This window comes from Micromonospora zamorensis (assembly GCF_900090275.1).
Lineage (GTDB): Bacteria > Actinomycetota > Actinomycetes > Mycobacteriales > Micromonosporaceae > Micromonospora > Micromonospora zamorensis.
The window spans coordinates 4936619-4961673 of the sequence record NZ_LT607755.1 but is presented as its reverse complement, the minus strand read 5'-3'; the positions used below and the strand labels follow the sequence as shown (position 1 = coordinate 4961673).

Genomic DNA, 25055 nt, shown 5'->3' with positions numbered 1-25055 from the left:
TCACTCGGCCTCCGCCTCGGAAACTCCAAGCTCGGAGAGGAAAGACTTGGCCCAGTGGCCCACGTCGTGGGTACGCAGGTGACGTTGCATTGTCCGCATCCGGCGGCGTGCCTCGGTTTTCTCCACGTGCACTGCCCGGAGCAGGGCGTCCTTGACCGCGTCCGGGTCGTGCGGGTTACACAAAAAGGCCTGGCGCAGCTCCGTTGCGGCGCCGGCGAATTCACTGAGCACGAGCGCGCCGCCCTGGTCGGCGCGAGACGCGACGTACTCCTTGGCTACCAGATTCATTCCGTCTCGCAGCGGTGTCACCATCATCACATCTGCGGCGACGTACATCGCGGCGAGTTCACTGCGACTGTACGACTGATGCAGGTAATGCACCGCCGGCACGCCGACCCGGCCGAATTCGCCATTAATCCGACCAACCTCGCGCTCCACCTTGACCCGTAGTGCCTGGTAGTGCTCGACGCGCTCTCGGCTGGGCGTGGCCACCTGCACCATAACCGCATCGGGAACTGTCAACTTTCCGTCAGCAAGGAGCTCGCGGAAAGCCTTGAGTCGCAACTCGATGCCCTTGGTGTAATCCAGCCGGTCCACGCCGAGGATTATCGTCTTCGGGTCGCCCAACTCGGCACGGATCTGCTTCGCCCGGGCCTGGATCGCCGGGTCGGCGGCCATCCGCTCCATCTCCTGGGTGTCGATCGAGATGGGGAAGGCGCCCGCCTTCACCTGCCGACCTTCGACCTGGATCATCTGCCCCTCGTAGCGCAGCCCGAGCAGGTGCCGGGCCAGCCGGACGAAGTTCTGCGCCGCCAGCCGCTGCTGGAAACCGACCAGGTCGGCGCCGAGCAGACCGCGCAGGATCTCGGTGCGGAAGGGCATCTGCATGAACAGCTCGATCGGCGGGAACGGGATGTGCAGGAAGAACCCGATCCGCAGGTCCGGACGCAGCTCACGGAGCATCGCCGGGACCAACTGCAACTGGTAGTCCTGCACCCAGACCGTGGCGCCCTCGGCCGCGACGTCCGCCGCGGCCTCCGCGAACCGCGCGTTGACCAGGCGGTACGCCTCCCGCCACCGGCGCTTGTAGGCCGGCGTCTCGACCGCGTCGTGGTAGAGCGGCCAGATCGTCGCGTTGGACTGGCCCTCGTAGTAGCGCTCCAACTCCTCGGCGCTGAGCGGGACCGGATGCAGCCGGATCCCCTCCAGGTCGAACGGCTCGGGAGCCGCGCCGGTGCCACCAGCCCAGCCGACCCAGGTGCCCTGGTGTTCGGCGAGCACGGGATGCAGCGCGGTGACCAGCCCACCGGGGCTACGTCGCCACTGCCGCCCCTCGGGTGTGCTCACCTCGTCGACCGGCAGACGGTTCGCCACTACGACAAAGGAGCTTCGGACGGTCACGATCGGCCACCTCCGGGTACTGACGGGTCCACCGCGATGAGCGTACTGAGCGTAGCTGCGGCGTCTGGTGCCCCGTGCCGGAGTCTCCTACCCGCCTCGGTCCGACCGAATCCTAGAGGTGATCTTGTCGACAGGCCGTGGGTCAGAGGTCGATGATCGGCCATTCCTTGGGCAGCACCTCGCCGAGCAACTCCCGCCGATCCGTCATGATCGGCACGAGGGGACGCGACGCAGCCTCCATGGCGAGCTGGGCGAGATCCATGCGACCGTTCATTCGGCGAGACCAGCCACCGAGGATGGCGCACATGTCGGCTTCGACTGGTGTGACCCGGATGTTCGGCAGTGCCGAGAGCAGTTCTAGCAGTTCCCACTGTTCGGGAGTCGCCTGTTGGTGTGCCCGCGCTAGGCAGAGCGCCGGCACGAGTACATCAAGAGCGTGGTCGGCGACTTCGGCGATCCGGTGCCCCACCTCCTGAGTTGTCGCTGAATAGGCGAGTAGTGCGGTTGTGTCGAGCGCAAGGCCGAAGGTCGTCACCGGCGGACCCGTGCACGGGCCGCTTCGACCTCTGCCTGCAACTGGGCGGCCTGGGTGCGCAGTTCGGGGGTGATGCTGGCCTTGGCCTGCTCCATCTCGGCATGCGCCCGCGCCAGGCCTTCATCGGTCAGCTTGAAGCCAACGCTTCGGAGGATCTCCCGGGTCTTCTCCCCTGCGACCCGACTCCGCAGGGAGTCCGCCACAAAGGCGGACACGTTGGGTTCCAGTGCGAGTCTCTCCGCAAGATCGTCGGGCAGGCTGACAGTGATCTTCTTGGTCATACCTTAACCGTAATTTGCCTTACCGGCTCGGGCAAGGAGGCTCGCCCACGTACTCCTGAGGCGGGGTGATGTGGGCGAACCGCGTCGTACCTGTCAGGATTGACGATGGCGTGCGCGCGGCCGGTCACCGGCCGGCGGCGGCGGGCGGTCTTCGCAGCCCGCGCCCGCGCCGCCGATCAGCGACAGCAACCGACGGAGGTAGCCCGCACCGTGGCCCAGTACATCTACGTCCTGGAAAAGGCCCGCAAGGCGCACGGCGACAAGGTCGTGCTCGACAACGTGACGTTGAGCTTCCTGCCGGGAGCCAAGATCGGTGTGCTCGGTCCGAACGGCGCCGGTAAGTCCAGCCTCCTCAAGATCATGGCAGGGCTGGACAAGCCGAGCAACGGCGAGGCCCGGCTGATGCCCGGCTACACCGTCGGCATGCTCGCCCAGGAGCCCCCGCTCAACGAGGCCAAGACCGTGCTCGGCAACGTCGAAGAGGCGGTCGCCGAGACCAAGGCCAAGCTGGAGCGCTTCAACAAGATCGCCGAGCAGATGGCGACCGACTACTCCGACGAGCTGATGGAGGAGATGGGCAAGCTCCAGGAGGAGCTGGACCACCTCGACGCCTGGGACGTCGACTCCAAGCTCGAACTGGCCATGGACGCGCTGCGCTGCCCCCCGCCGGACGCCGACGTGACCCAGCTCTCCGGTGGTGAGCGCCGCCGCGTCGCGCTCTGCAAGCTGCTGCTGGAAGCGCCCGACCTGCTGTTGCTCGACGAGCCCACCAACCACCTGGACGCGGAGAGCGTCTCCTGGCTGGAGCAGCACCTCGCCAAGTACGCCGGCACCGTCATGGCGATCACCCACGACCGGTACTTCCTCGACAACGTGGCCGGCTGGATCCTGGAGCTGGACCGCGGCCGGGCCATCGGTTACGAGGGCAACTACTCCACCTACCTGGAGAAGAAGGCCGCCCGCCTGGCCGTCGAGGGTCGCCGCGACGCCAAGATGAAGAAGCGCCTCACCGAGGAACTGGAGTGGGTCCGCTCCAACGCCAAGGCCCGCCAGACCAAGTCCAAGGCCCGCCTGGACCGGTACGACGAGATGGCCAACGAGGCGGAGAAGACCCGCAAGCTCGACTTCGAGGAGATCCAGATCCCGCCGGGCCCGCGCCTGGGCAGCACGGTGATCGAGGCGGTCAACCTCAGCAAGGGCTTCGGCGACCGGCTGCTGATCGACAACCTGTCGTTCTCGCTGCCGCGCAACGGCATCGTCGGCATCATCGGCCCCAACGGCGTCGGCAAGACCACCCTGTTCAAGACCATCGTCGGGCTGGAGGAGCCGACCGGCGGCCAGGTCCGGGTCGGCCCCACCGTCTCGCTGTCGTACGTCGACCAGAATCGCGAAGGCCTCAACGGCGACAAGACCGTCTGGGAGGTCGTCTCCGACGGGCTGGACTACCTGATGGTGGGCAAGGTCGAGATGCCGTCGCGGGCGTACATCGCCGCGTTCGGCTTCAAGGGACCGGATCAGCAGAAGCCGACGAAGGTGCTCTCCGGCGGTGAGCGCAACCGGCTCAACCTGGCGCTGACCCTGAAGATCGGCGGCAACGTCATCCTGCTCGACGAGCCGACGAACGACCTGGACGTGGAGACGCTGTCCAGCCTGGAGAACGCGCTGCTGGAGTTCCCCGGCTGCGCCGTGGTCATCTCGCACGACCGGATGTTCCTGGACCGCGTCTCCACGCACATCCTGGCCTGGGAGGGCGACGACCAGGACCCGACCCGGTGGTTCTGGTTCGAGGGCAACTTCGAGGCGTACGAGAAGAACAAGATCGACCGCCTCGGCGCGGAGGCTGCCCGGCCGCACCGGGTGACCTACCGCAAGCTGACCCGCGACTGACCGGGGCCGAGAAGGTGTCTGACCGGTTCGTCTACCACTGCACGCTGCGCTGGTCCGACCTGGACGCGTACGGCCACGTCAACAACTCGCGCTTCCTCACCCTGTACGAGGAGGCGCGGGTGGCGTTGATGTTCGCCGGCGGCCGGGCCTGGGGGGTCGGCTCGTTCGCCGACGGGGTGGTGATCCGTCGGCACGAGGTCGACTACCTGCGCCCGGTCGACTACGCGCTGGGCCGGGCCACCGCGGAGGCGGCGCCCACCGTTCGGATCGAGCTGTGGGTGGAGGAGATCCGGGCCTCCCGGTTCACTGTCGCGTACGAGCTGTACGACGGCGAGGTGCTGGCCAGCCGCGCCCGTTCGGTGCTGGTGCCGTTCGACCTGACCCGCCAGGTGCCCCGACGGATCACACCTGAGGAGCGGGACTTCCTTCTCACGTACGCCCCACACGGCGGGGTGGCATGACCCGGCCGGGTACAGCCGAGCCGGGACGGACGGCCGCGTCGACCCCGACGCACGGTGTCGCCGGGGTGGCGGACGCCGGCGCCTTCCTGGCCCGGCTGGTCCGGCTGGACCCGGTCGCACCGGTCCGGCTGCGGCCGGCCGGTGGGCCCGGCCGGGTCGCCCTCTGGGCCCGGCTGCCGTGGCAGGTCCTCGTGGTCCGCACGGTGGCCGGTGGGCCGGCCGACGACGTCACGGTGGCCGCCGCCGAGCTGCTGGCCGAGCTGGAGCGTGGCGGTGCGGCCCTGCCGACCCGCCGGGACGCGCAGTGGCGGTGGCCGCTGCCGCCGGTGCGCAGCCGGCAGGTGGAGGCGCTGCCGGTCGCCGAGGTGCGACGGATCGCGCAGGCGGCGGCGGGCACCCTGCGGACGGCGAGCGAGCAGGGGGTGGCCGGCCGCGCGGTGGGTCAGCGTGCGCTGCGCGACGCGTTGCTCGACCACGTGGCGGTGCTGGTCACTCCGGACGGGCCGCCCGCCGAGCCGGTCGAGGTGTCCCAGCGGCTGGTGCAGGCGGTGGTCCGGATGGGCTTCCTCGGCGCCGCTGGCGGCCCGGTCGCCGGCCACGGCGGCCCCGACGTTCAGGTGCGGGTGGCGGGTCGTTGGGTTGGCCTGGTGGGACCATACGGAACGGCATGGTCGCAGAAGGCCACGGATCTTGCCGTGACACCCCTGAGTACTCGTCCGAACGGCTGACCCCGGCTCATTCTTCTGGGCTGGGGCGGTCGTTGGGGGGGTGCTTCAACTCGGCTGTCCGGGTACCGTCCATCCTCGGATCCAACGCACCGTAGGCGGCTGGATCCGCTGGGGAGTGAGGTGCGCGAGCGATGCCGTGGTGGTCATGGCGCCCCGGTCCCGCCGACGGCGGCGATCCGGAAACCCGAAGCGGGATCACAGTGGAGAGCGCGGTCCGGGTCGGGCCGCCCAGCCCTCGCCAGCCGGGGGACGACTGCCCGGCCAATGAGCGGCCGGTGCTGTCCGAGATGCCCGCCAACGTCGAGCCGGTGAGTCTGCGCCGGGTCTGTGACGCACTCGACCTGCTCGACGTGCGCTACCTGGCCGACGGCGACGGCAACCTGCTGGCCATGTGGGAACGGCACGCGGTGCTGGTCACCCTCGAAGGGCCGGAGGACGAGATCCTGGTCATGCGGGCACGCCCACATGCCACCGTCCCGCCGGACTGGGCCGACCGGGCATACCGGGTGGTCAACGAGTGGAACCACACCCGCCGGTTCTGCAAGGCGTACATCGGCGACCCGACCGAGCGTGGGCAGCTACCGATCTACGCCGAGCTCCAGGTGCCGCTCGGCGCCGGCACCCACGACGCGCTCCTGGTCGAGATGCTCGACTGCGGCGCGGCGGTGGCCACCAGCTTCGTGGACTGGCTGCACGACGAGGGCGCGCTGCTCTGACGCAACCTCGGCCCGGCGATCAGCCGCCGTTGGCCGGGTCCTCCTCGGCGTTGACCATGAAGTATGCGGCGCGCTCCAGGTAGTCCCAGAGTGTGGCGGCGATCTCCGGCTCGAGGTCGAGCCGGTCCACGGCGCGGCGCATGTTCCGCAGCCAGGCGTCCCGCTCGGCGGCGCCGATCCGGAAGGGCGCGTGCCGCATCCGCAGCCGCGGATGGCCGCGCTGGGCGGAGTAGGTGTTGGGGCCGCCCCAGTACTGCATGAGGAACAGGGTCATCCGATCCGCGGCCGGCCCCAGGTCTTCCTCCGGGTACATGGGCCGCAGCAGGGGATCGGTGGCGACGCCGGCGTAGAACTCGTCGACCAGCTTGCGGAAGGTGGGCTCGCCGCCGACCGCTTCGAAGAGGGTCATCGACGCACCAGGACGGTCGGATTCACCTGCGGGGTTCACCGTTCCATCCTGCCAGGTGCGCTCCGTGCCGGCCCGACCCGTGCGGCGTGCGTCGGATCACGCCGGGGGTCAGGTGACCGCGTGGCGGCGGTGCCCGTCGCCGGAGCGCGGCTCGGGAGTGCCCGCCTCCGTGTCGTCCTTGGCAGGGCTGGCAGGTTCCTGCGGCGGCTGGGCGTTGGCCGCTGTGGCTGCGGCGATCGCGTCGTCCATGGTCTGCCGGTCCGGCCAGCGCAGCGCGGCCACCCCCATGAGCACCACTCCGGCCGCGCTCCACAACCCGACCACCACCGGGATGGGGAACCGCTCGGCGAGCAGCCCGGTGACCAGCACCGCGACACCCTGGATGACCTGGACACCGGTGGCCATCACGCCGAAGGCGCGGGCGCGGAAGCCGTTGGGCAGTGCCTGGACGAACAACCCGTTGGCCATCGGCAGCATGCCGGCGACGGCGAACCCGCAGAGGGCGGCCAGCAACGCCACCACCAGCGGGGACGGATCGAGCAGCGCCGGCACCAGCACCAGTGGGGCGAGCACCGCGAGTGGCCGCATCAGCTTCATCCGGCGGGCCGGCCCGAACAGCCGGCTCACCAGCAACCCGCCCAGGACGAAGCCCACGGGGTTGGCCACCATGATCACCGCCTGCGCCGCGCCCGTGCTCAGGTCGCCCTTGGCGCCCTCGTTGGCCCAGGCGGCGGCGAGCCCCTCCGGGACGATCGAGAAGAGCATGGCGCTGAAGACCAGCACCGCGATCGCCCGCAACACCGGTGTGCGGAACACGATGGCGAACCCCTCGCGCGTCTCCTGCAGCAGGTGGCTGCGGTGCGCAGGGTTCATGGACGCCGGGCGGTGGCGTACGCCGAGGCGGACCAGCAGCGCGGACAGGCCGAACGTCGCCGCGTTGAACAGCAGCGCGACCACCGGGTCGATCGAGGCGACCGCTGCGCCGAACACGTACCCGATGACCTGGGCGGCCTGCCCGACGCTGCTGTTCAGCGACAGCCCGAGCACCAGCCGGTCCCCGGTGAGCATCTGCGGCATCAGCGCGGACTTCGCCGCCTGGCTGGGCGGGTTGGCCAGAGTGGCAGCGAAGATCAGCACCAACACCGCCTGGTACGGCAGGTTCGGGATGGCGATGAGCAGCATCAGCAGCATGCGGATGACGTCACATGCCACCATCACCTTGCGGTACGGGTACCGCTCCGCCAGTGCGGCGAGCACAGGACCACCGAGCAGCCAGGGCAGGAAACTGACCGCGAAGGCTGCCGCGGAGAGCGCGACGGACCGGGTCTGCTGGTAGACGAGCAGGGTGACGGCCGCCTTCGCGACGTAGTCACCGACCCAGGAGAGAGCACCAGCCACGAACACGGCCCGAAACTCGTGCTGGGCGAACACTTCGCGAAAGGTGGCGGGGCCTTCCGCGGAAGGTCGCTCGTCGGGCACCGTCGCCTCCATCGGCTCCGGTTCGGCCGCTCGTGGCAGCCAGGCCGGAAGCCCTCGTCAGATCTGCGGATCAGCGAGTATGTGATCACGCTCCGTCGGGAACGCGTGGTCCGGATTCTGCCCGATCGTCTGACAACTGGCTAGGGCGAACGGATCGATCGTCGCTTCCCCGACTGAACGAACGGACGATACCTGAGGGGCCGGGCGGCTGGCGACCCTGCATCGGCGGACATTTCCGCCTGGGTCAGGTGGCGCCACCCTGACCGGTCTCGCTGTCGGGCAGCGGCCGGGTCGGCAGACCGGGATAGATACGAGCAGCCGCGATCTGCGCGGTGATCCCCGAGTTCTCCAGCGCCTCGGCGAGCCGCCGACGCAGCTCCCGGCCCACCGCGAACTGCCCGTCCGCGGTGGTCTTCACCACCGTCCGGATGACCGCGCCGTCCACCGTCACCTGCTCGACGCCCAGCACCTCCGGCGCCTCGACGATCTCCGGTGACAGCTCCGGGTCCACCGCGATCGAGGCGGCCGCGGTCCGCAGGACGGCGGTGGCCTCCTCGGTGCTGTTGAAACCGATCGGCAGGTCCACCACCACGAGGGCCCAACCCTGACTCTTGTTGCCCACCCGGATGATCTCGCCGTTGCGGATGTACCAGAGCACCCCGCGACCGTCGCGCACCGTGGTGACCCGCAGCCCGACCGACTCGACCACGCCCATCGCCTCGCCCAGGTCGACGTTGTCGCCCACGCCGTACTGATCCTCGATCAGCATGAAGAGGCCGGCGATCAGGTCCTTGACCAGGCTCTGCGCGCCGAAACCCAGTGCCACGCCGGCGATCCCCGCGCTGGCCAGCAGTGGAGCCAGGTCGAAGCTGAACTCGCGCAGGATCATCAGCAGCGCGATGCCGAAGACGAACGCGGTGGTCAGGCTGCGCAGCACGGAGCCGATCGCCTCAGCCCGCTGCCGTCGCCGCTCGGGCACGAACTCCGCCGGGTCACCCGCCGTGCTGGGCACCCGCTCGCGCAGCGGGCGCAGCATCGTCGGCACCGCGCCCTCGGTGGTCGTCCGGACCAACCGGTTGATGGTGCGGTGCAGCGCCCAGCGGGCCACCATCGCCAGCGCCAGGATCACCAGCACCCGCAGCGGCTTGAGCAGGATCCAGTAACTGCCCTCGGCGAACCAGGCCGATCTGGTGATGTCGTAGATCCACTCGCAGGAGGTGCTGCCCTGGCAGTTCACCGAATCGGCGGTGGACAGGGCAAGGGGCGTCACGCTGGCGGCACTCACCCTGTCTTCGTACCGCAAGGGACCCGACACTCCGCCGCCGACCCACCGGCGGGTGAACTGCCGCAGAGGGCACGACCGGAACGGGGCGAACCGGCCATCGTGACAGGTGCGAGAGAGAGCTTCATGTCCGACCCCGGATTAGTACGTGCAATCCGGGGTCCGATCAGGGACTATTGGCGCAACGGACGTCGGTGATCGGCCCGGCGTCGACCGGGTGGGCCGGCGTGCCCGACCCCGGTCGGCGGCGGTTCGCAGCAGCCGCTGAACCGGGAGGGTGAGCGCGATGCCTGACATACGACCCACGGTGGGCTCCGGCGCGTTGGTCCTCAACGCCACCTACGAGCCGCTGTGTGTCGTGTCGGTGCGCCGCGCCGCGATCCTCGTCCTCTCCGCCAAGGCGGTCTGCGTCGCCGACGGTGACGGCATCCTGCACAGTGCCCGGGACGCGCTCCCGGTGCCGTCCGTGGTCCGGTTGACGCGCTTCGTCCGGGTGCCCTACCGGACGCACATCGGGCTGTCCCGGCGGGCGATCTTCGCCCGGGACGGGTGGCGGTGCGCCTACTGCCGGGGCCCGGCCGAGACCATCGACCACGTCTTTCCGCGCAGCCGCGGTGGCCGGCACGCCTGGGAGAACGTGGTCGCCGCCTGTGCCCGGTGCAACCACACCAAGGGTGACAAGACTCCGGCCGAGATGGGGTGGCGGTTGCACGCGCTGCCGGCCGCGCCGAAGGGCACCGCCTGGCGGGTGCTCGGGCACCGGGCCCCGGACCCGCGCTGGGCAGACTGGTTGGACCTGCGGGAGCCCGAAGCGGCAGCCTGACCTTCGGTGTCTGACCGCGAACATCTGGCAATGTAGAACATCTGGTTCTACACTCGGTCTGTGGAACGCATCGGGGTCCGAGAGCTGAACCAGAACACGAGTCAGGTGCTGGCTCGGGTGAGTGGCGGCGAAACCGTCGAGATCACCGATCGTGGGCATCCGATCGCCAGACTGGTTCCGGTGAGTGACGACAGGTCGGTACTGGCCAAGCTCGTAGCTGCGGGGCGAGCCGTCGCTCCGACCGGCGGCGGCTCTGTGCCGCTTCCCCCGAAGCTGGGTGACGGGGATGTGGACGTGGCTGCCACGCTCGCCGAGATGCGGGACGAGGAGCGCTGGTGATCTATCTGGACTCCGCCGCCGTCGTCAAGTTGGTTCGGCAGGAGGCGTGCAGCGCTGAGCTTGTCTCCTGGCTCAACACCCACGGAGACGTCCCCCTGGTCTCCTCCGCGCTGGTCGAGGTCGAAGTGCCCAGAGCGTTACGCCGATCAGCCCCGCAGGCGTTGGTCGGCGTGCCGGCGGCCGTCGGACGGCTCTTTCGGCTGGAGATCGACGGCACGATCCGTGCGACCGCTGCCGCGTTTGCCGAGCCGACGTTACGCAGCCTCGACGCCATTCACCTTGCCACCGCTCAGGTTCTGACCAACGAGTCCGGAACGGCACTCATCGCCTTCGTCAGCTATGACCGGCGACTGCTCGAGAGCGCCAAGGTTGCGGGGTTACCCGTGGCAAGCCCCGGTCAGAACTGACCCGGTTCCGATCCACCCGGGTCAACCACCTGTACGCGCCTTCGTCAGCGACGCGAAGACCACCACGTTGTCCGAATAGCCCGTCTCGCCGCCGACCCACTGGCCGCCGCAGGTGATCAGTCGCAGGCTCGGACGGCTGAAGTCGCCGTACACCTCGTCCACCGGCAGCCGCCCCTTGTCGAACCGCTCCACCGAATCCACCTCGAAGATCGCCACGCTCCGGTCGGTGCGGGTGACCTCGATCTGGTCACCGGAGCGCAGGTCGCGAAGCTTGTGGAAGACCGCCGGCCCGCTGGTGGTGTCGACGTGCCCGACGATCACGGCCGGGCCGTACTGACCGGGGGTGGGCCCCTGGTCGTACCAGCCGGCCTCCTGGGCGCGGGCCGCGTCCGGCACGGCGATGGTGCCGTCCGGGGCGATGCCCACGTCGTGCACCGGCGCCTCGACGTCGATCGTGTCAATGGCGAGGTTGGTCGGACGGCTGGATGACAGCACCGGGAACTTCTTCGGTGGCGGTCGGAAGCCGGCGCTGAGCTGGTCCGGCAACAGGCTCATGCCGGTCACCTGCTCGACGCCGAGCATCGCCACGATCAGCACCATCAGCGCGGCGACGGCCAGGACCGGCAACCCTGGTCCCGCACCGATCAGGCGTCCGGCCAGCGGCGACCCGGCCGGACGCCTCGGTCGCAGCGGCTGGGCGGTCGGATCGGTGGTGGCGATGCTGGCCGACCCGGCCTGACCGGCGACGCGGCCCAGCCGGCGGGAGGCGCGGGCCACCAGCCGGCCGGAGGCGCGCAGCGCCGGCCCGGCCCGGAGGCGGGCGCGGCGGTCCGGCCGCGCACGCGCGGATCTGCGGGTCATGGGTCGTCCGGCTCAGGAGCCGGCTCCGGTCCGACGCCGGCCGCCCGCCATGCCGAGCGCGATCGCAGTGGCCACCAGCGCCACGCCGCCGAGCACCAGCAGTGAGCCGGTGCCGCGACCGCCGGCCGTCCCGCCGCCCCCGGTCGCCGGTCCCTTGCTGGGCGACGCCATGTTCAGCACTGTCAGGGTGGTCGTGGCCGTCTGGCCGTTCTGGCAGCGCAGGTCCACCGCGTAATCGCCGGCCTGCTTGTCACGCGGAATGCTGGCCTGCGCGGTCAGGAAGCCGTTGTCCGGTCTGAGCGTCACGTGCCCGAACGCATCGGAGTGCACGCTGGACTGGCGGTTGTTGTTGTCGTTGTCGCAGCTCGCCTTGATGGAGACCCGGCTACCGGCCTGGGCGCTGTTCGGCGTCACCTCGACGAAGGTGTTCTCGCCGGCACGGGCCGGAGCGACAGACATCAGGACGAACGCCCCGACCAGCCCGACCAGTGTCAGTGCGGACGAGAGCGCGCGGTTGATCGTGCGGATTCCCTGCATGATTTCCCCCCAACCGGCGACGACCGCCGGAACCCTCCCCTGGGCACGCGGCCTGCTTTCCCGCTGGCGCGGGAGCAAACCCGCAGGCGGCGAGGGTGGGGTGGGTCAGCGCTGACGCGGGGCGACCCCAGTAGAGGGGAGCGGCGTGATCGGCTGCCAGCCCAGCGGGGACGACAGGACCATCGTGCTCGACGGCTGGCCGTACGGGGCGAGTCGGTCGATGACGCCCTCGAACGCGCCGATCGAGCCGGCGGCCACCTTCAGCACGCTGCACGCGTCCCCGGTGATCCGGTGGATCTCCAGGATCTCCGGCCAGCCCGCCACCGCCGGGTCGTGCAGGATGCATCGCGCCCCGTAGCAGGACATCCGGATCAGCGCGATCACGGTGCGGCCGGCTCGGCTCAGGTCGACATGGGCGTGGTAGCCGGTGATGACTCCGGACTCCTCCAGCCGGCGAACCCGCTCGGCGACCGCAGGTGGCGACAGGTGCACCCGCCGGGACAACTCGCTGAAGGACAGCCGCGCGTCGGCTTGCAACTCGCGCAGCAGCGCCCAGTCCATGTCGTCCACGCTCAGACCTTACTTTCGTGAACCGACTTCGCCTAGTTGCCTTTGGTTCGCCAGGAGAAGGCGGCGAGAGCCGTTGATCCGGCATTCCGTAGGCCGATCCGACCGAGGGATCATGACGTCGGCGAGTCCGGGGGAGGGAGACGAGATGGTGGATCAGACGGAGCGGCGGGCGCCGAACCGCCCCGCCACGGTGCGACCGGTGACCCCGGGGCAGCGGGCCGCCCAGGCGGAGCGCACCGGTGGCGAGCCCACGCTGGAGTTCGCCGACATGGTGCCGTACGACGCGTACGTGCAGGCCAGCGCCCTGCACCGGATGCAGCACCCGCTCAGCAGCGACCCGGGCGAGATGTCGTTCCTGATGGTCAGCCAGATCATGGAGCTGTACTTCGGGCTGACCTGCCACGAGTTGCGGGAGACCCAGCGGCTGATCCGCGCCGACCAGGTCTGGGAGGCGTTGGCGCCGTTGCGTCGAGCCAAACTGCACCTGGAGGGGCTCAACGCCGCCTGGCAGGGGTTGCGCTGGATGAGCCCGGCCGACTTCAACCGGTTCCGCAACCTGCTCGGCGAGGCCAGCGGCTTCCAGTCGGCCATGTACCGGCAGTTGGAGTTCCTGCTCGGGCTGCGTGACCCGACGCTGATCCGCCCGTTCCGTCGACAGACCGACGTGTACGCCGCGCTGACCGCCGCGCTGGCCACGCCGAGCCTCTGGGACGATGTGCTCGCGCTGCTCGCCCGGCGTGGCTTCGATCTGCCCGCCGACCTGCTCGACCGGGACGTTGCCGTCGAACATGATCCGCACCCGTCGGTCGAGGCGGCCTGGGTACGGATCTACGACGACGGCGGCCCGGACAACCACGTGCGACTGCTCGGTGAGGCGCTGAGCTCGGTCGCGGAGGAGTTCGGCGACTGGCGGTGGAACCACGTCAAGGCGGTGCAGCGGACGATGGGCGCCAAGGTCGGCAGCGGAGGCTCCGCCGGCCTGGCGTGGCTGCAGCGCAGCATGGCCCGGGTGGTTTTCCCGGAGCTGTGGTCGGCCCGCACCGCGATGTGACCGGAGAGCGAGACACCCCTGTGCACACCCCAGAACGAGAGGCGCACCGCCTCGACGAAGCCGACCCGGGTCACCGGCACCTGTTCCACGTGCCCCCGGCCGACGGCGGCGACCACCCCGAGTCGGCGTACCTCGCCGGCAACTCGCTGGGCCTGCAACCCCGGGCCACCCGCGACGAACTCCTCGCCGACCTGGACGCCTGGGCGCGGCTCGGCGTCGAGGGGCACGTCGAGGCGGCGCGCGCGTGGCTGCCGTACCACGAGTTGTTGACCGCGCCGGCCGCGCGACTGGTCGGCGCCCGCCCCGCGGAGACCGTGGTGATGAACTCGCTCACGGTCAACCTGCACCTGCTGATGGTGAGCTTCTACCGCCCGGCCGGCGCGCGCACCCGCATCGTCATCGAGGACGCGGCGTTCCCGTCGGACAGCTACGCGGTGCGCAGCCAGGCCCGGTTCCACGGCCTGGACCCGGACGAAACCGTGGTCCGGTTGCGCCCGCGCGACGGTGAGGACGCCCTGCGCACCGAGGACGTGACCGCCTACCTGGCCGCCGAGGGCGACCGGGTGGCGCTGGTGCTGCTCGGCGGGGTCAACTACCTCACCGGTGAGCTGCTGGACATCCCGGCGATCACGGCCGCCGGCCGGGCGGCTGGCGCGGTGGTCGGTTGGGACCTGGCCCACGCCGTGGGCAACGTGCCACTGGCCCTGCACGACTGGGATGTCGACTTCGCCGCGTGGTGCTCCTACAAGTATCTGAACGCAGGTCCGGGTGCCCTGGCCGGCGTCTTCGTGCACGAGCGGCACCTCGGCGACGAGACAGTGCCCCGCTTCGAGGGTTGGTGGAGCACTGCGGCGGCCACCCGCTTCGAGATGACCCCGGTGTCGCGGCCACCCGCAACCGTGGAGGCCTGGCAGATCTCCAACCCGCCGATCTTCGCGATGGGCCCGGTGCGCACCTCGCTGGAGGTGTTCGACGCGGTCGGCATGCCGGCGTTGCGCGCCCGCAGCCAGCGACTCACCGGCTGGTTGGAGTCACTGCTCGACGAGGTGGTCGTCGACCGGCCGTTGCGCGTGGTCACCCCGCGCGACCCGGCCCGGCGGGGCTGCCAGCTCTCGGTGCGCATCGGCCACGGCAGCGCGGCGGAGCTGACCAAACGCCTTCGACACGAGCACGGCGTCATCGCCGACGCCCGCGAACCGGACGTCATCCGGTTCGCCCCGGTGCCGCTCTACTCCACGTACCTCGACTGTTGGCGGGCCGCGGCGGCGCTCGCCGCGACGGTGGGGCAGGTGAACCCGTGACCGCGCGGCGCGACGAGGTCGCGATCATCGGTGCCGGCCTGGCTGGTTGCCTGGCCGCCTGCTTCCTGGCCCGGCGCGGCTACCCGGTGGCGCTCTACGAGCGCCGCTCCGACCCGCGGGCCGGCACGGCCGAGCGGGGGCGTTCGATCAACCTGGCGCTCTCCGAGCGCGGCCTGGACGCGTTGCGCCGGATCGGGCTCGCCGACCAGGTGATGACCGACGGGCTGCCGATGCGGGGCCGGATGATCCACCCGGTCGAGGGGGAGCCGCAGTTCCAGTCGTACAGCGCGGCCGGCGACCGGGCGATCAACTCGATCAGTCGGGGCGCGCTGAACAACGCCCTACTGGACGAGGCCACCGCGCTGCCCGGGGTGCGGGTCGTCTTCGACCACCGGTTGGTCGGGCTGGACCCGACCGACGGCTCGCTGAGCTTCGAGACACCGCAGGGCACGGTCGCCGCCAAGGCGTCGGTCGTGCTGGGTGCCGACGGCGCCGGCTCCGCGGTGCGGGGGCAGTTGCTCGCGTACGGGTTGCTGAACGAGAGCGTGGACTTCCTCGACTACGGCTACAAGGAGTTGACGATCCCGCCGCTGGGCGGGGACTTCGCCCTGGACCCGGACGCCCTGCACATCTGGCCGCGCGGCACCTCGATGATGATCGCGCTGCCGAACCCGGACCGCTCCTTCACCTGCACGTTGTTCTGGCCCAACGACGGCGCCGGCAGCTTCGCCTCGCTGACCAGCCCGGCCGAAATCGAGCGGCACTTCGCCGAGCACTACCCGGACGTCATCCCGCTGGCCCCGAACCTCGTCGACGACTACCAGCACAACCCCGTGGGCGTGCTTGGCACTGTTCGCTGCACGCCCTGGCAGGTCAACGGGAGCGTCGGCCTGCTCGGTGACGCTGCGCACGCGATCGTGCCCTTCTACGGGCAGGGCGCGAACTGCGCCTTCGAGGACGTGGTCGAGTTGGACCGCTGCCTGGACGAGTGCGCCGACGACTGGCTGGCGGCGCTGCCCCTCTTCCAGCGACGCCGGCAGGAGAACGCCGAGGCCATCGCCACGATGGCGCTGACCAACTTCGTGGAGATGCGGGACAAGGTCGCCTCCCCGGTCTTCCAGACACGGCGGCGGGTGGAGCACGCCCTGGAGCGAGCCCTCCCCGGCCGGTACGTTTCGCAGTACGAGCTGGTGTCGTTCTCCACCACCCCGTACGCGGAGGTGCGCCGCCGGGTGCGCCGACAGCACCGGGTGCTGGGGGCGGTCGTCGGCGGGGCCGCGTTGCTGCTGGTCGGCGCGATCGGCGCGGCACTGAGCCGAGGGAGGCAGGAATGACCGGCCTGTGGGACCCGCGACTGATGGCCGGCCACGCGCCAGGTGGCCCGCAGCGGCTGCGCAACTTCGTCGCCGGCGAGTTCGTCGACGGCGGGTCGACGTTCACCAAGGCCAGCCCGGTCACCGGGGACCAGGTCTTCGAGGTGGACGAGGCGTCGCAGTCGACTGTGGACGACGCGGTGGCCGCCGCCCGGGCGGCGCTGCGCGGGCCGTGGGGCTGGATGGGCGAACGGGAACGCGCCGAGGTGCTGCGCCGGGTCGCCGACGAGTTGGAGCGCCGCTTCGACGATCTGGTCACCGCCGAGGTCGCCGACACCGGCAAGTCCATCGCCCAGGCCCGCACGCTGGACATTCCTCGTGGTGCGGCGAACTTCCGGGCGTTCGCGGAGATCGTGGCGACCGCGCCCACCGAGTCGTTCACGACGGTCACCCCGACCGGTGGCCGGGCGCTCAACTACGCGCTGCGCAAGCCGGTCGGCGTGGTCGCGGTCATCGTGCCGTGGAACCTGCCGCTGCTGCTGCTCACCTGGAAGGTCGCCCCGGCGCTGGCCTGCGGCAACGCCGTGGTGGTCAAGCCCAGCGAGGAGACACCCGCCTCGGCGACGGTGCTCGCCGAGGTGATGGCCGCCGCGGGCGTACCGGCCGGGGTGTTCAACCTGGTGCACGGGTTCGGGCCGGACTCGGCGGGTGAGTTCCTCACCCGCCACCCCGGCGTGGACGCGATCACCTTCACCGGCGAGTCGGCCACCGGCGGCGCGATCATGCGGGCCGCCGCCGACGGCGTGAAGGCGGTCAGCTTCGAGCTGGGCGGCAAGAACGCCGGCCTGGTCTTCGCCGACGCCGACCTGGACGCCGCCGTGGCCGGCTCGGTGCGGTCCAGCTTCACCAACGGCGGGCAAGTGTGCCTCTGCACCGAACGCATCTACGTGCAGCGCCCGGTCTTCGAGGAGTTCACCGCCCGGCTGGCGAAGCGGGCCGGTGAGCTGGCGTACGGCTGGCCGACCGACGAGGCCACCGCCACCATGCCGCTGATCTCCCACCAGCACCGGTCGAAGGTGCTCGGCGCGTACGAGCTGGCCCGAACCGAGGGCGCCGAGGTGCTCACCGGTGGCGGCACGCCCACCTTCGGTGACACCCGCGACGGCGGGTCGTACGTGCAGCCGACAGTGCTCACCGGGCTCGGCCCGCAGGCGCGCACCAACCGCGAGGAGATCTTCGGGCCGGTGGTGCACGTCGCGCCGTTCGACACCGAGGACGAGGCATACGCGCTGGCCAACGGCACCGAGTACGGCCTCGCGGCGACCGTCTGGACCCGGGATGTGGGCGTCGCGCACCGGGCCGGCGCCCGGCTCGACGCCGGCATCGTGTGGGTCAACACGTGGTTCCTGCGTGACCTGCGCACCCCGTTCGGCGGGGTGAAGGCGTCCGGCATCGGCCGGGAGGGCGGCGTGCACTCGCTGAACTTCTACTCCGAACTCACCAACGTCTGCGTGGACCTGTCGTGAGCCGTAGCGAGCGTGGACCTGTCGTGAGCCGTAGCGAGGGAGCGGGCATGGAAGCTGACATCGAGGCCGCCAACCGGGAGCTGGCCGACGCCCGCAGCACCGGCAAGCCCTGCCCACCGCTGCGCGGGCGGCTGCTGCCGGAGGGCGACGTCGAGTCCGCGTACCACGTGCAGCAACTCCAGGCGCGGGCCTGGCAGGGCCGCGGCGAACGCCGGGTCGGCGCGAAGATCGGGCTGACCTCCCGGGCGGTGCAGGAGACCTTCGGGGTGTTCCAACCGGACTTCGGCATGCTGACCGACGCCATGGCGGTCGGCGACGGGGTCGAGGTGCCCATCGACCGGCTGCTCCAGCCGCGGGTCGAGGCGGAGATCGCGTTCGTGCTCGACAAGGATCTCGCCGACCCGCAGATCACCACTGTCGACCTGATCCGCGCGGTGGACTACGTGCTGCCGGCGATCGAGATCGTCGACTCGCGGATCGCCGGCTGGGACATCTCCATCGTGGACACCGTCGCCGACAACGCCTCCAGCGGGCTCTTCGTGCTCGGCACCACGCCTCGCCGCCTCGCCGACGTCGACCTGCGGCTGTGCGGAATGGTGCTGGAACACGCCGGCGAGCCGGTCTCGGTCGGCGCCGGCGCGGCCTGCCTGGGCAACCCGCTGCACGCCCTGCACTGGTTGGCCAGCACGCTCGCCCGCGCCGGTGACCCGCTGCGCGCCGGGGACGTGGTGCTCTCCGGGGCGCTCGGCCCGATGGTCCCGGTCACCCCGGGAGCCGCGTACGAGGCACGGATCTCCGGGCTCGGCTCGGTGCGCACGAGTTTCAGCAAGGGAGACAACCAGTGACCGGTGTGGCGGTGCTCGGGTCCGGAAACATCGGCACCGATCTGATGATCAAAGTGCTCCGGCTGAGTGACAGCCTGAAGATGGTGGCGATGGCCGGCATCGACCCGGCCTCCGACGGCCTGGCGCGCGCTCGCCGGCTCGGCGTCGCCACCACCGCCGACGGCGTGGACGGGCTCGTGGCGATGCCCGAGTTCGCCGACGTCGAGCTGGTCTTCGACGCCACCTCGGCGGGAGCGCACCGACACCACGACGAGGTGCTGCGCGCGCACGGCCGCACGGTGGTCGACCTGACCCCGGCCGCGCTCGGCCCGTACGTCGTGCCGCCGGTCAACCTCGACGAGCACCTGCACGAGTCGAACGTCAACATGGTGACCTGCGGCGGGCAGGCGACAGTGCCGATCGTCGCCGCGGTGCGCCGGGTCACCCCGGTGGCGTACGGGGAGATCGTCGCCTCGATCGCCTCCCGGTCGGCCGGCCCGGGCACCCGGGCCAACATCGACGAGTTCACCGAGACCACCGCTCGGGCCATCGAGGTGGTCGGCGGGGCCGAGCGGGGCAAGGCGATCATCGTGCTGAACCCGGCGGACCCGCCACTGCTCATGCGGGACACCGTCTACTGCCTCTGCCCGGACGCCGACGCGGATACCGACGCCATCGCCGCCTCGGTGGCGGACATGGTGGCGGCGGTGCAGGAGTACGTCCCCGGCTACCGGCTCAAGCAGGACGTGCAGTTCGACCGGGTGCGGGCGTACGTGCCGACGCTCGGGCGGCAGCTCACCGCGTTGCAGGTGTCGGTCTTCCTGGAGGTCTCCGGTGCCGGGCACTACCTGCCGGCGTACGCCGGGAACCTGGACATCATGACCTCTGCCGCTCTGCGTACCGCGGAGCGGCTGATCGCCCTGCGTTCTTCGGAGGTGGCCGCGCCATGACCGACCTGTACATCCAGGACGTGACGCTGCGCGACGGCATGCACGCCATCGCCCACCAGTACAGCGTCGAGCAGGTCCGCACCATCGCCGCCGCGCTGGACGCCGCCGGGGTGGCCGCGATCGAGGTGGCGCACGGGGACGGGCTCGCCGGTTCCAGCGTCAACTACGGCCACGGCGCGGCCAGCGACGCCGAGTGGATCTCCGCGGCAGCCGAGGTGCTCACCACGGCGAAGCTGACCACGCTGCTGCTGCCGGGCATCGGCACGATCGCCGACCTGAAGGCCGCGAAGGCGCTCGGGGTGACAAGCGTCCGGATCGCCACCCACTGCACCGAGGCGGACATCTCCGCCCAGCACATCTCCTGGGCCCGGGAGAACGGCATGGACGTCGCCGGGTTCCTGATGATGTCGCACATGAACGATCCGGCCGGGCTCGCCGCTCAGGCCAAGCTCATGGAGTCCTACGGCGCGCACTGCGTCTACGTCACCGACTCCGGTGGCCGGCTGCTGATGTCCGACGTGGCGCAGCGCGTCGACGCGTACCGGCAGGTCCTCGCCCCGGAGACGCAGATCGGCATCCACGCGCACCACAACCTGTCGCTCGGGGTCGCCAACAGCGTGCTCGCCGTCGAACACGGTCGGGTCACCGGGTCCGCGCCGGTCGGCCCGGACGCACCCCACGGCCGGACCGTCCGCGTCGACGCCTCCCTCGCCGGCATGGGCGCGGGTGCCGGCAACGCACCGCTGGAGGTCTTCGTGGCGGTCGCCGAGCTGCACGGCTGGAAGCACGGCTGCGACGTGTTCGCGCTGATGGACGCGGCCGACGACATCGTCCGCCCGTTGCAGGACCGACCGGTCCAGGTGGATCGGGAAACGCTCTCCCTGGGGTACGCGGGGGTCTACTCCAGCTTCCTGCGGCACGCCGAGCGGGCCTCCACGAGGTACGGGGTGGACGTCCGGTCGATCCTGGTCGAGCTGGGCCGGCGCCGGATGGTCGGCGGCCAGGAGGACATGATCGTGGACGTCGCACTCGACCTGGCCGGCAAGGAGCAGCCCTCATGATCGGACCGGACATCGCCGGGATCGCCGAGAAGCTGGGCGTGGCAGCGGCCACGGCCACCGCGATCCCGCAACTCGCCGCCGAGACCGGCCTCGACGTGGATGCCGCGTACGGCGTGCAGGCCGCACTGCTCCAGCGCCGGGTGGACGCCGGTGAGCGGCTCGTCGGGCTGAAGATGGGGCTGACCAGCAGGGCGAAGATGGCCCAGGTCGGCGTGGACGAGGTGATCTGGGGGCGGCTCACCAACACGATGCGGGTCCCCGACGGTGGCGTGGTGGACCGGGCCGCGTACATCCATCCCCGGGTCGAGCCGGAGGTGGCGTTCCTGCTGGACCGGCTGCCCGAGCCGGGTGAGCCGGTCGGCGACTTCGCCAGCGCCGTCCGCGCGGTCGCCCCGGCCATCGAGCTGATCGACTCCCGGTACGCGGACTTCCGCTTCTCGCTGCCGGACGTGATCGCCGACAACACCTCGGCCGCCGCGTTCGTGATCGGGCCGTGGTCGCCGGTACCGGCGGGGCTGGACAACCTGGGTGTGCTGCTGGAGGTCGACGGGCGGGTGGCGCAGGTCGGTTCGACGGCGGCGATCCTCGGCGATCCACGCCGGGCCCTCGACGAGGGCATCCGGCTGGCCGGCCGGCACGGCGTGCGGCTGGAGTCCGGGTGGGTCTTCCTGGCCGGCGCCGCCACCGCGGCTGTGCCGCTGCGTCCCGGCGCGCACGTCCGTGCGGTCGTGGAGAAGCTCGGCACCGCGTCGCTGCGGGCCTCGTCGTGACCGCGCGGGTGGTGGCCGGCAAGGCTGTGCCTCGGGGGGCTTTTCCGCACGTCAAGGTGGCGGGTGGGTTCGTCTTCGTCTCGGGTACGTCGTCGCGGCGGCCGGACAACAGCTTCGCTGGTGTGTCGGTGGACGAGTTCGGCACGACCAACCTCGACATCCGGGTGCAGACGCGAGCCGTGATCGAGAACATCGGCGATCTGCTGCGCTCGGTCGGCGCGGACCTCACCGACCTCGTCCAGGTGACGTCGTACCTGGTCAACATGAACGACTTCGGTGGTTACAACGAGGTGTGGGCGGAGTTCTTCGACGCGTCCGGGCCGACCCGCACCACGGTGGCCGTGCACCAGTTGCCCCATCCACACCTGCTCATCGAGATCCAGGCCGTGGCCCTTCTTCCCTCGGGAGGTCAGTCGTGAGTGAGATCGCCGAACCGTTCAGCTTTCCCGGGTGGATCGCGGACAACCAGCACCTGTTGAAGCCGCCGGTGGGCAACAAGGAGATGTTCCCCGGCGGGGACGACTTCATCGTGATGGTGGTGGGCGGGCCCAACCAGCGCACCGACTTCCACGTGGACCCGTACGAGGAGTTCTTCTACCAGGTCAAGGGCAACATGCACATCAACCTGGTCACCCCCGAGGGGCCGCGTACGGTGCACGTGCGCGAGGGTCAGATGTGGATGCTGCCGCGCAACACCCCGCACTCGCCGCAGCGGCCGGAGGCCGGCTCGATCGGCATGGTCGTCGAGCGAGTCCGTGAGGAGGGCACGCTGGAGACGTTCCAGTGGTACTGCCCGGAGTGCGGCAACAAGGTGCACGAGGTGGAGTTGCAGGTCCGCGACATCGCCGCCGACCTACCGCCGGTGTTCCAGGCGTTCTACGCCGACGAGCAGGCACGCACCTGCGCCAACTGCGGCACCCTGCACCCGGGCAAGGGCTGATGCCCGCAGGCGTCGTCGACGTGCACACGCACGTCGTACCGAAGGGGTGGCCGGACCTCGGCGCGGCGTGCGGTGGGTCCGGCTGGCCGCGGCTGCGGGTCGACTCCGAGCGAGCCGCCATGATCATGGTGGGGGAGAGGGAGTTCCGCCCGGTCGGAGCCGAGTGCTGGGACGCGTCGCGCCGGCTGGCCGACATGGACGCCGACGGCGTGGACGTGCAGGTGGTCTCGCCCACCCCGGTCTTCTTCAGCTATGACCGCCCGGCCGACCAGGCGGTGAAGGTCGCCCGGATCTTCAACGACCTGACCCTGGAGGTCACCGCCGCCGGTGGCGACCGACTGGTGCCGTTCTGCCAGGTGCCCCTCCAGGACCCGGACGCCGCGTGCGCCGAGCTGGATCGCAGCCTGGCCGCCGGGCACGTGGGTGTGGAGATCGGCAACCACGTCGGCGACCGGGACCTGGACGACGCCGGGGTGGTCACCTTCCTCCAGCACTGTGCCGAGGTGGGCGCACCCGTCTTCGTCCACCCGTGGGACATGCCGGACGGCCCGCGCCTGCACCGCTGGATGGCCCGGTGGCTCACCGGGATGCCCGCCGAGACGCACCTGTCGGTGCTGGCGATGATCCTGGGCGGCGTCTTCGACCGGGTGCCCGAGACGTTGCGGATCTGCTTCGCACACGGTGGTGGCAGCTTCCCGTTCTGGCTGGGCCGTGCCGACAACGCCTGGCACCGCCGTGGCGACCTGGTCCGTGGCGCGTCCGTCGCCCCGCCCAGCAGCTACGTCGACCGGTTCAGTGTCGACTCGGTGGTCTTCGCGGCACCCGCGCTGCGGCTGCTGGTCGACACGATGGGGGAGGACCGGGTGCTGGTCGGCAGCGACTACCCGTACCCGTTGGGGGAACGCCCGGCCGGCGCGGTGGTCCGCGACGCCGACTTCCTCACCGACGCCCAGCGCGACAAGCTCCTCTCCACCAACGCCCAGCGCTTCCTGCGCGGCTGAGCGCATCTGTGGACCGGTGGGCCGAGTGGGTGGGGAGTCCGGCGTGTGTCGGACGCCCGGGGCCCGTCCCAGCGGGCAGGATGAGGGGATGGCCGAGCCGCACGACCTGACCGCGTTGGAACAGGCCGCCGCGATCGCCCGCGGCGAGCTGACCAGCGTCGACCTGGTCGAGCATTGTCTGGGCCGGGTGGCCGCGCTCGGCGACACCGTGGGCGCGTTCGTCACCGTCACCGAGGACCTCGCCCGGCAGGCCGCACGCGCCGCCGACGCCGTGCCGGTCGAGGCGCGCGGCCCGCTGCACGGTGTGCCGACCGCGATCAAGGACCTGACCCTCACCGCCGGCGTGCGCACCACCTTCGGTTCGGCCGCCTTCGTCGACTTCGTCCCGCCGGTCGACGCCGACGTGGTCCGGTTCATCAAGGCCGCCGGCCTGGTCAGCCTCGGTAAGACGACCACCTCCGAGTTGGGCTGCTCGCTCTACTCCGAGGGCCGGGTTGCGCCGCCGGCCCGCAATCCGTGGCAGTTGGCGTACACCGCTGGTGGGTCCAGCGGCGGCGCCGCGGCGGCGGTGGCTGCCGGGCTGGTCCCGGTCGCCCAGGGGTCCGACGGCGGTGGCTCGCTGCGCATCCCGGCGTCGCTCTGCGGCCTGGTCGGCTACAAGCCCAGCCGTGGCATGGTCTCCGGCGGGCCGCTCGGCTCCGGCGCGTTCGGCCTGCCCACCAGCGGCCCGCTCGGGCGGACCGTCGCCGACGTCGCCGCGCTGCTCGACGTGATGGCCGTGCCGGTCCCCGGCGAGCCCTACCTGTCGCCGCCCGCGCCGCCCGGCGGATATCTGGCCGTGGCACGCCGGGCCGAGCCCGGCCCGCTGCGCATCGGCCGGTTCACCACGCCGATGCTCGCCGACGAGCCGGTGCACCCCGACTGCGTGGCCGCCGTGGATCGGGCCGCCGCGCTGCTCACCGCGGCCGGCCACGAGGTGGTCGAGGTGCCGCCGCCGCTCGGGCCGGCGGTGTGGCCGCTGTTCGAGATCCTCTGGTACGTGCTGGCGCTCGCCCCGGTGCCGCCGCAGCGGGAGGCGGAGCTGCTGCCGTTGACCCGGCTGATGCGCGCCCGGGGCGCGGAGATCTCCGCCGGCACGCTGGCCGCCACCCTCGGTGAGTTGCAGGCTCAGGTCCGCCTCGGCGCCCGTCGCACCGCCGGGGTCGACCTGCTGCTCTGTCCCACCCTGGCCGCGCCGCAGGCGCCCGTCGGCTGGTTCACCGCCGATGGTGACCCGGCGGCCGACTTCGACCGGCAACGCCGCTTCTCGCCCTACTGCGCCATCTTCAACGTCACCGGCGATCCCTCCGTCTCCCTGCCGGTCGGCACCACCACCGACGGCCTGCCCGTCGGGGTGCTGCTCACCGGCCGGTACGGCGACGACGCGCGGCTCATCGCGACCGCTGCGCAACTGGAGAACTCCAGTGACGGATGGGATCGGCACCCCGCAATCTGGCGGGCCGTCGACTCCGCTAACGTGAATGGTGACGGCGTCGGGTGGCCAGCATCATGATCATCCATCCGACCCGCTTGTTCGAGGTCGTCCTTCTTCCGCCTGGGGGC

The 25055-nt window shown here is 71.0% G+C and carries 28 protein-coding genes; 19 read left to right on the top strand and 9 right to left on the bottom strand.

The window, feature by feature from the left end; genetic code table 11:
- From GA0070619_RS21900 to GA0070619_RS21890, 3 genes are all read right to left on the bottom strand, one after another.
- Entirely contained in the window at positions 1-1401 is a 1401-nt protein-coding gene (locus tag GA0070619_RS21900; RefSeq protein ID WP_088949790.1) for an alpha,alpha-trehalose-phosphate synthase (UDP-forming), read from the bottom strand.
- 142 nt (positions 1402-1543) lie between these two features.
- Positions 1544-1936 (bottom strand): hypothetical protein, encoded by a 393-nt coding sequence (locus tag GA0070619_RS21895; protein ID WP_088949789.1) that lies wholly within the window; start codon positions 1934-1936, stop codon positions 1544-1546.
- Positions 1933-2217 carry a hypothetical protein gene (locus GA0070619_RS21890; protein ID WP_088949788.1) on the bottom strand — a complete coding sequence of 95 codons (285 nt, stop codon included), beginning with the start codon at positions 2215-2217 and terminating at the stop codon, positions 1933-1935. The genes GA0070619_RS21895 and GA0070619_RS21890 overlap by 4 nt, the downstream gene beginning before the upstream one ends.
- 210 nt (positions 2218-2427) lie before the next feature.
- Here GA0070619_RS21890 and ettA point away from each other — a divergent pair, with 210 nt between their 5' ends.
- From ettA to GA0070619_RS21870, 4 genes are all read left to right on the top strand, one after another.
- Positions 2428-4104 (top strand): energy-dependent translational throttle protein EttA, encoded by a 1677-nt coding sequence (ettA, locus tag GA0070619_RS21885; RefSeq protein WP_088951967.1) that lies wholly within the window; start codon positions 2428-2430, stop codon positions 4102-4104.
- 14 nt (positions 4105-4118) lie between these two features.
- A complete protein-coding gene (locus GA0070619_RS21880) occupies positions 4119-4565 on the top strand; it encodes an acyl-CoA thioesterase (RefSeq protein WP_088949787.1) in 447 nt (148 codons plus the stop codon).
- On the top strand, positions 4562-5293 hold the full coding sequence (locus GA0070619_RS21875) for a hypothetical protein (RefSeq protein ID WP_088949786.1): 732 nt from the start codon (positions 4562-4564) through the stop codon (positions 5291-5293). The genes GA0070619_RS21880 and GA0070619_RS21875 overlap by 4 nt, the downstream gene beginning before the upstream one ends.
- Positions 5294-5424: 131 nt before the next feature.
- A complete protein-coding gene (locus tag GA0070619_RS21870) occupies positions 5425-6009 on the top strand; it encodes a type III secretion system chaperone family protein (protein WP_088949785.1) in 585 nt (194 codons plus the stop codon).
- Positions 6010-6028: 19 nt separating this feature from the next.
- On the opposite strand, the gene GA0070619_RS21865 is transcribed toward GA0070619_RS21870, so the two are convergent.
- The 3 genes from GA0070619_RS21865 to GA0070619_RS21855 form a co-directional block, all read right to left on the bottom strand.
- Positions 6029-6457 carry a globin gene (locus GA0070619_RS21865; RefSeq protein WP_088949784.1) on the bottom strand — a complete coding sequence of 143 codons (429 nt, stop codon included), beginning with the start codon at positions 6455-6457 and terminating at the stop codon, positions 6029-6031.
- Between the two features lie 69 nt (positions 6458-6526).
- The gene (locus GA0070619_RS21860) at positions 6527-7909 is read right to left on the bottom strand and encodes an MFS transporter (RefSeq protein ID WP_088949783.1); all 1383 of its coding nucleotides are present in this window, start codon (positions 7907-7909) and stop codon (positions 6527-6529) included.
- 232 nt (positions 7910-8141) lie between these two features.
- Entirely contained in the window at positions 8142-9200 is a 1059-nt protein-coding gene (locus GA0070619_RS21855; RefSeq protein WP_088949782.1) for a mechanosensitive ion channel family protein, read from the bottom strand.
- 265 nt (positions 9201-9465) lie between these two features.
- On the opposite strand from GA0070619_RS21855, the gene GA0070619_RS21850 reads away from it, so the two are divergent.
- Genes GA0070619_RS21850 through GA0070619_RS21840 form a run of 3 tightly spaced genes read left to right on the top strand, consistent with a single transcriptional unit; the run spans position 9466 to position 10748 of the window.
- The gene (locus GA0070619_RS21850) at positions 9466-10002 is read left to right on the top strand and encodes an HNH endonuclease (RefSeq protein ID WP_088949781.1); all 537 of its coding nucleotides are present in this window, start codon (positions 9466-9468) and stop codon (positions 10000-10002) included.
- A 60-nt stretch (positions 10003-10062) separates the two neighbouring features.
- Entirely contained in the window at positions 10063-10341 is a 279-nt protein-coding gene (locus GA0070619_RS21845; protein WP_088949780.1) for a type II toxin-antitoxin system Phd/YefM family antitoxin, read from the top strand.
- The gene (locus tag GA0070619_RS21840) at positions 10338-10748 is read left to right on the top strand and encodes a type II toxin-antitoxin system VapC family toxin (protein WP_088949779.1); all 411 of its coding nucleotides are present in this window, start codon (positions 10338-10340) and stop codon (positions 10746-10748) included. The genes GA0070619_RS21845 and GA0070619_RS21840 overlap by 4 nt, the downstream gene beginning before the upstream one ends.
- A gap of 21 nt (positions 10749-10769) precedes the next feature.
- Here GA0070619_RS21840 and GA0070619_RS21835 read toward each other — a convergent pair whose 3' ends face one another.
- The 3 genes from GA0070619_RS21835 to GA0070619_RS21825 all read right to left on the bottom strand — a co-directional run bounded on the left by GA0070619_RS21835 (position 10770) and on the right by GA0070619_RS21825 (position 12716).
- The gene (locus GA0070619_RS21835; RefSeq protein ID WP_231927499.1) at positions 10770-11546 is read right to left on the bottom strand and encodes a class F sortase; all 777 of its coding nucleotides are present in this window, start codon (positions 11544-11546) and stop codon (positions 10770-10772) included.
- A gap of 75 nt (positions 11547-11621) precedes the next feature.
- Positions 11622-12146 carry a hypothetical protein gene (locus GA0070619_RS21830; RefSeq protein ID WP_088949777.1) on the bottom strand — a complete coding sequence of 175 codons (525 nt, stop codon included), beginning with the start codon at positions 12144-12146 and terminating at the stop codon, positions 11622-11624.
- Between the two features lie 105 nt (positions 12147-12251).
- Complete coding sequence (locus GA0070619_RS21825; RefSeq protein WP_088949776.1) at positions 12252-12716, bottom strand: Lrp/AsnC family transcriptional regulator; 465 nt, start codon at positions 12714-12716, stop codon at positions 12252-12254.
- Positions 12717-12864: 148 nt separating this feature from the next.
- On the opposite strand from GA0070619_RS21825, the gene GA0070619_RS21820 reads away from it, so the two are divergent.
- The 12 genes from GA0070619_RS21820 to GA0070619_RS21765 all read left to right on the top strand — a co-directional run bounded on the left by GA0070619_RS21820 (position 12865) and on the right by GA0070619_RS21765 (position 25005).
- A complete protein-coding gene (locus tag GA0070619_RS21820; protein WP_088951966.1) occupies positions 12865-13767 on the top strand; it encodes a tryptophan 2,3-dioxygenase in 903 nt (300 codons plus the stop codon).
- On the top strand, positions 13743-15068 hold the full coding sequence (gene kynU / locus GA0070619_RS21815) for a kynureninase (RefSeq protein WP_172862227.1): 1326 nt from the start codon (positions 13743-13745) through the stop codon (positions 15066-15068). Before GA0070619_RS21820 ends, kynU begins: the two co-directional genes overlap by 25 nt.
- Positions 15065-16402 (top strand): FAD-dependent oxidoreductase, encoded by a 1338-nt coding sequence (locus GA0070619_RS21810; protein WP_088951964.1) that lies wholly within the window; start codon positions 15065-15067, stop codon positions 16400-16402. Before kynU ends, GA0070619_RS21810 begins: the two co-directional genes overlap by 4 nt.
- 23 nt (positions 16403-16425) lie before the next feature.
- Positions 16426-17907, top strand: coding sequence for a 2-hydroxymuconic semialdehyde dehydrogenase (locus tag GA0070619_RS21805; RefSeq protein WP_088951963.1), 1482 nt, complete (start codon positions 16426-16428; stop codon positions 17905-17907).
- A 47-nt stretch (positions 17908-17954) separates the two neighbouring features.
- The gene (locus tag GA0070619_RS21800) at positions 17955-18752 is read left to right on the top strand and encodes a 2-keto-4-pentenoate hydratase (RefSeq protein ID WP_088949775.1); all 798 of its coding nucleotides are present in this window, start codon (positions 17955-17957) and stop codon (positions 18750-18752) included.
- A complete protein-coding gene (locus tag GA0070619_RS21795) occupies positions 18749-19681 on the top strand; it encodes an acetaldehyde dehydrogenase (acetylating) (RefSeq protein ID WP_269458520.1) in 933 nt (310 codons plus the stop codon). The genes GA0070619_RS21800 and GA0070619_RS21795 overlap by 4 nt, the downstream gene beginning before the upstream one ends.
- Positions 19678-20742: a 4-hydroxy-2-oxovalerate aldolase gene (dmpG, locus tag GA0070619_RS21790; protein ID WP_088949774.1), complete on the top strand. Its 1065-nt coding sequence runs from the start codon at positions 19678-19680 to the stop codon at positions 20740-20742. The genes GA0070619_RS21795 and dmpG overlap by 4 nt, the downstream gene beginning before the upstream one ends.
- Positions 20739-21512, top strand: a complete 774-nt coding sequence (locus GA0070619_RS21785) for a 2-keto-4-pentenoate hydratase (RefSeq protein ID WP_088949773.1) — start codon at positions 20739-20741, stop codon at positions 21510-21512. The genes dmpG and GA0070619_RS21785 overlap by 4 nt, the downstream gene beginning before the upstream one ends.
- Positions 21509-21931: a RidA family protein gene (locus GA0070619_RS21780; protein ID WP_088949772.1), complete on the top strand. Its 423-nt coding sequence runs from the start codon at positions 21509-21511 to the stop codon at positions 21929-21931. Before GA0070619_RS21785 ends, GA0070619_RS21780 begins: the two co-directional genes overlap by 4 nt.
- On the top strand, positions 21928-22452 hold the full coding sequence (locus GA0070619_RS21775; protein ID WP_088949771.1) for a 3-hydroxyanthranilate 3,4-dioxygenase: 525 nt from the start codon (positions 21928-21930) through the stop codon (positions 22450-22452). The genes GA0070619_RS21780 and GA0070619_RS21775 overlap by 4 nt, the downstream gene beginning before the upstream one ends.
- Positions 22452-23453: an amidohydrolase family protein gene (locus GA0070619_RS21770; RefSeq protein WP_088949770.1), complete on the top strand. Its 1002-nt coding sequence runs from the start codon at positions 22452-22454 to the stop codon at positions 23451-23453. The genes GA0070619_RS21775 and GA0070619_RS21770 overlap by 1 nt, the downstream gene beginning before the upstream one ends.
- 88 nt (positions 23454-23541) lie before the next feature.
- Positions 23542-25005 carry an amidase gene (locus GA0070619_RS21765; RefSeq protein WP_088949769.1) on the top strand — a complete coding sequence of 488 codons (1464 nt, stop codon included), beginning with the start codon at positions 23542-23544 and terminating at the stop codon, positions 25003-25005.
- Positions 25006-25055 lie beyond the last annotated feature (50 nt).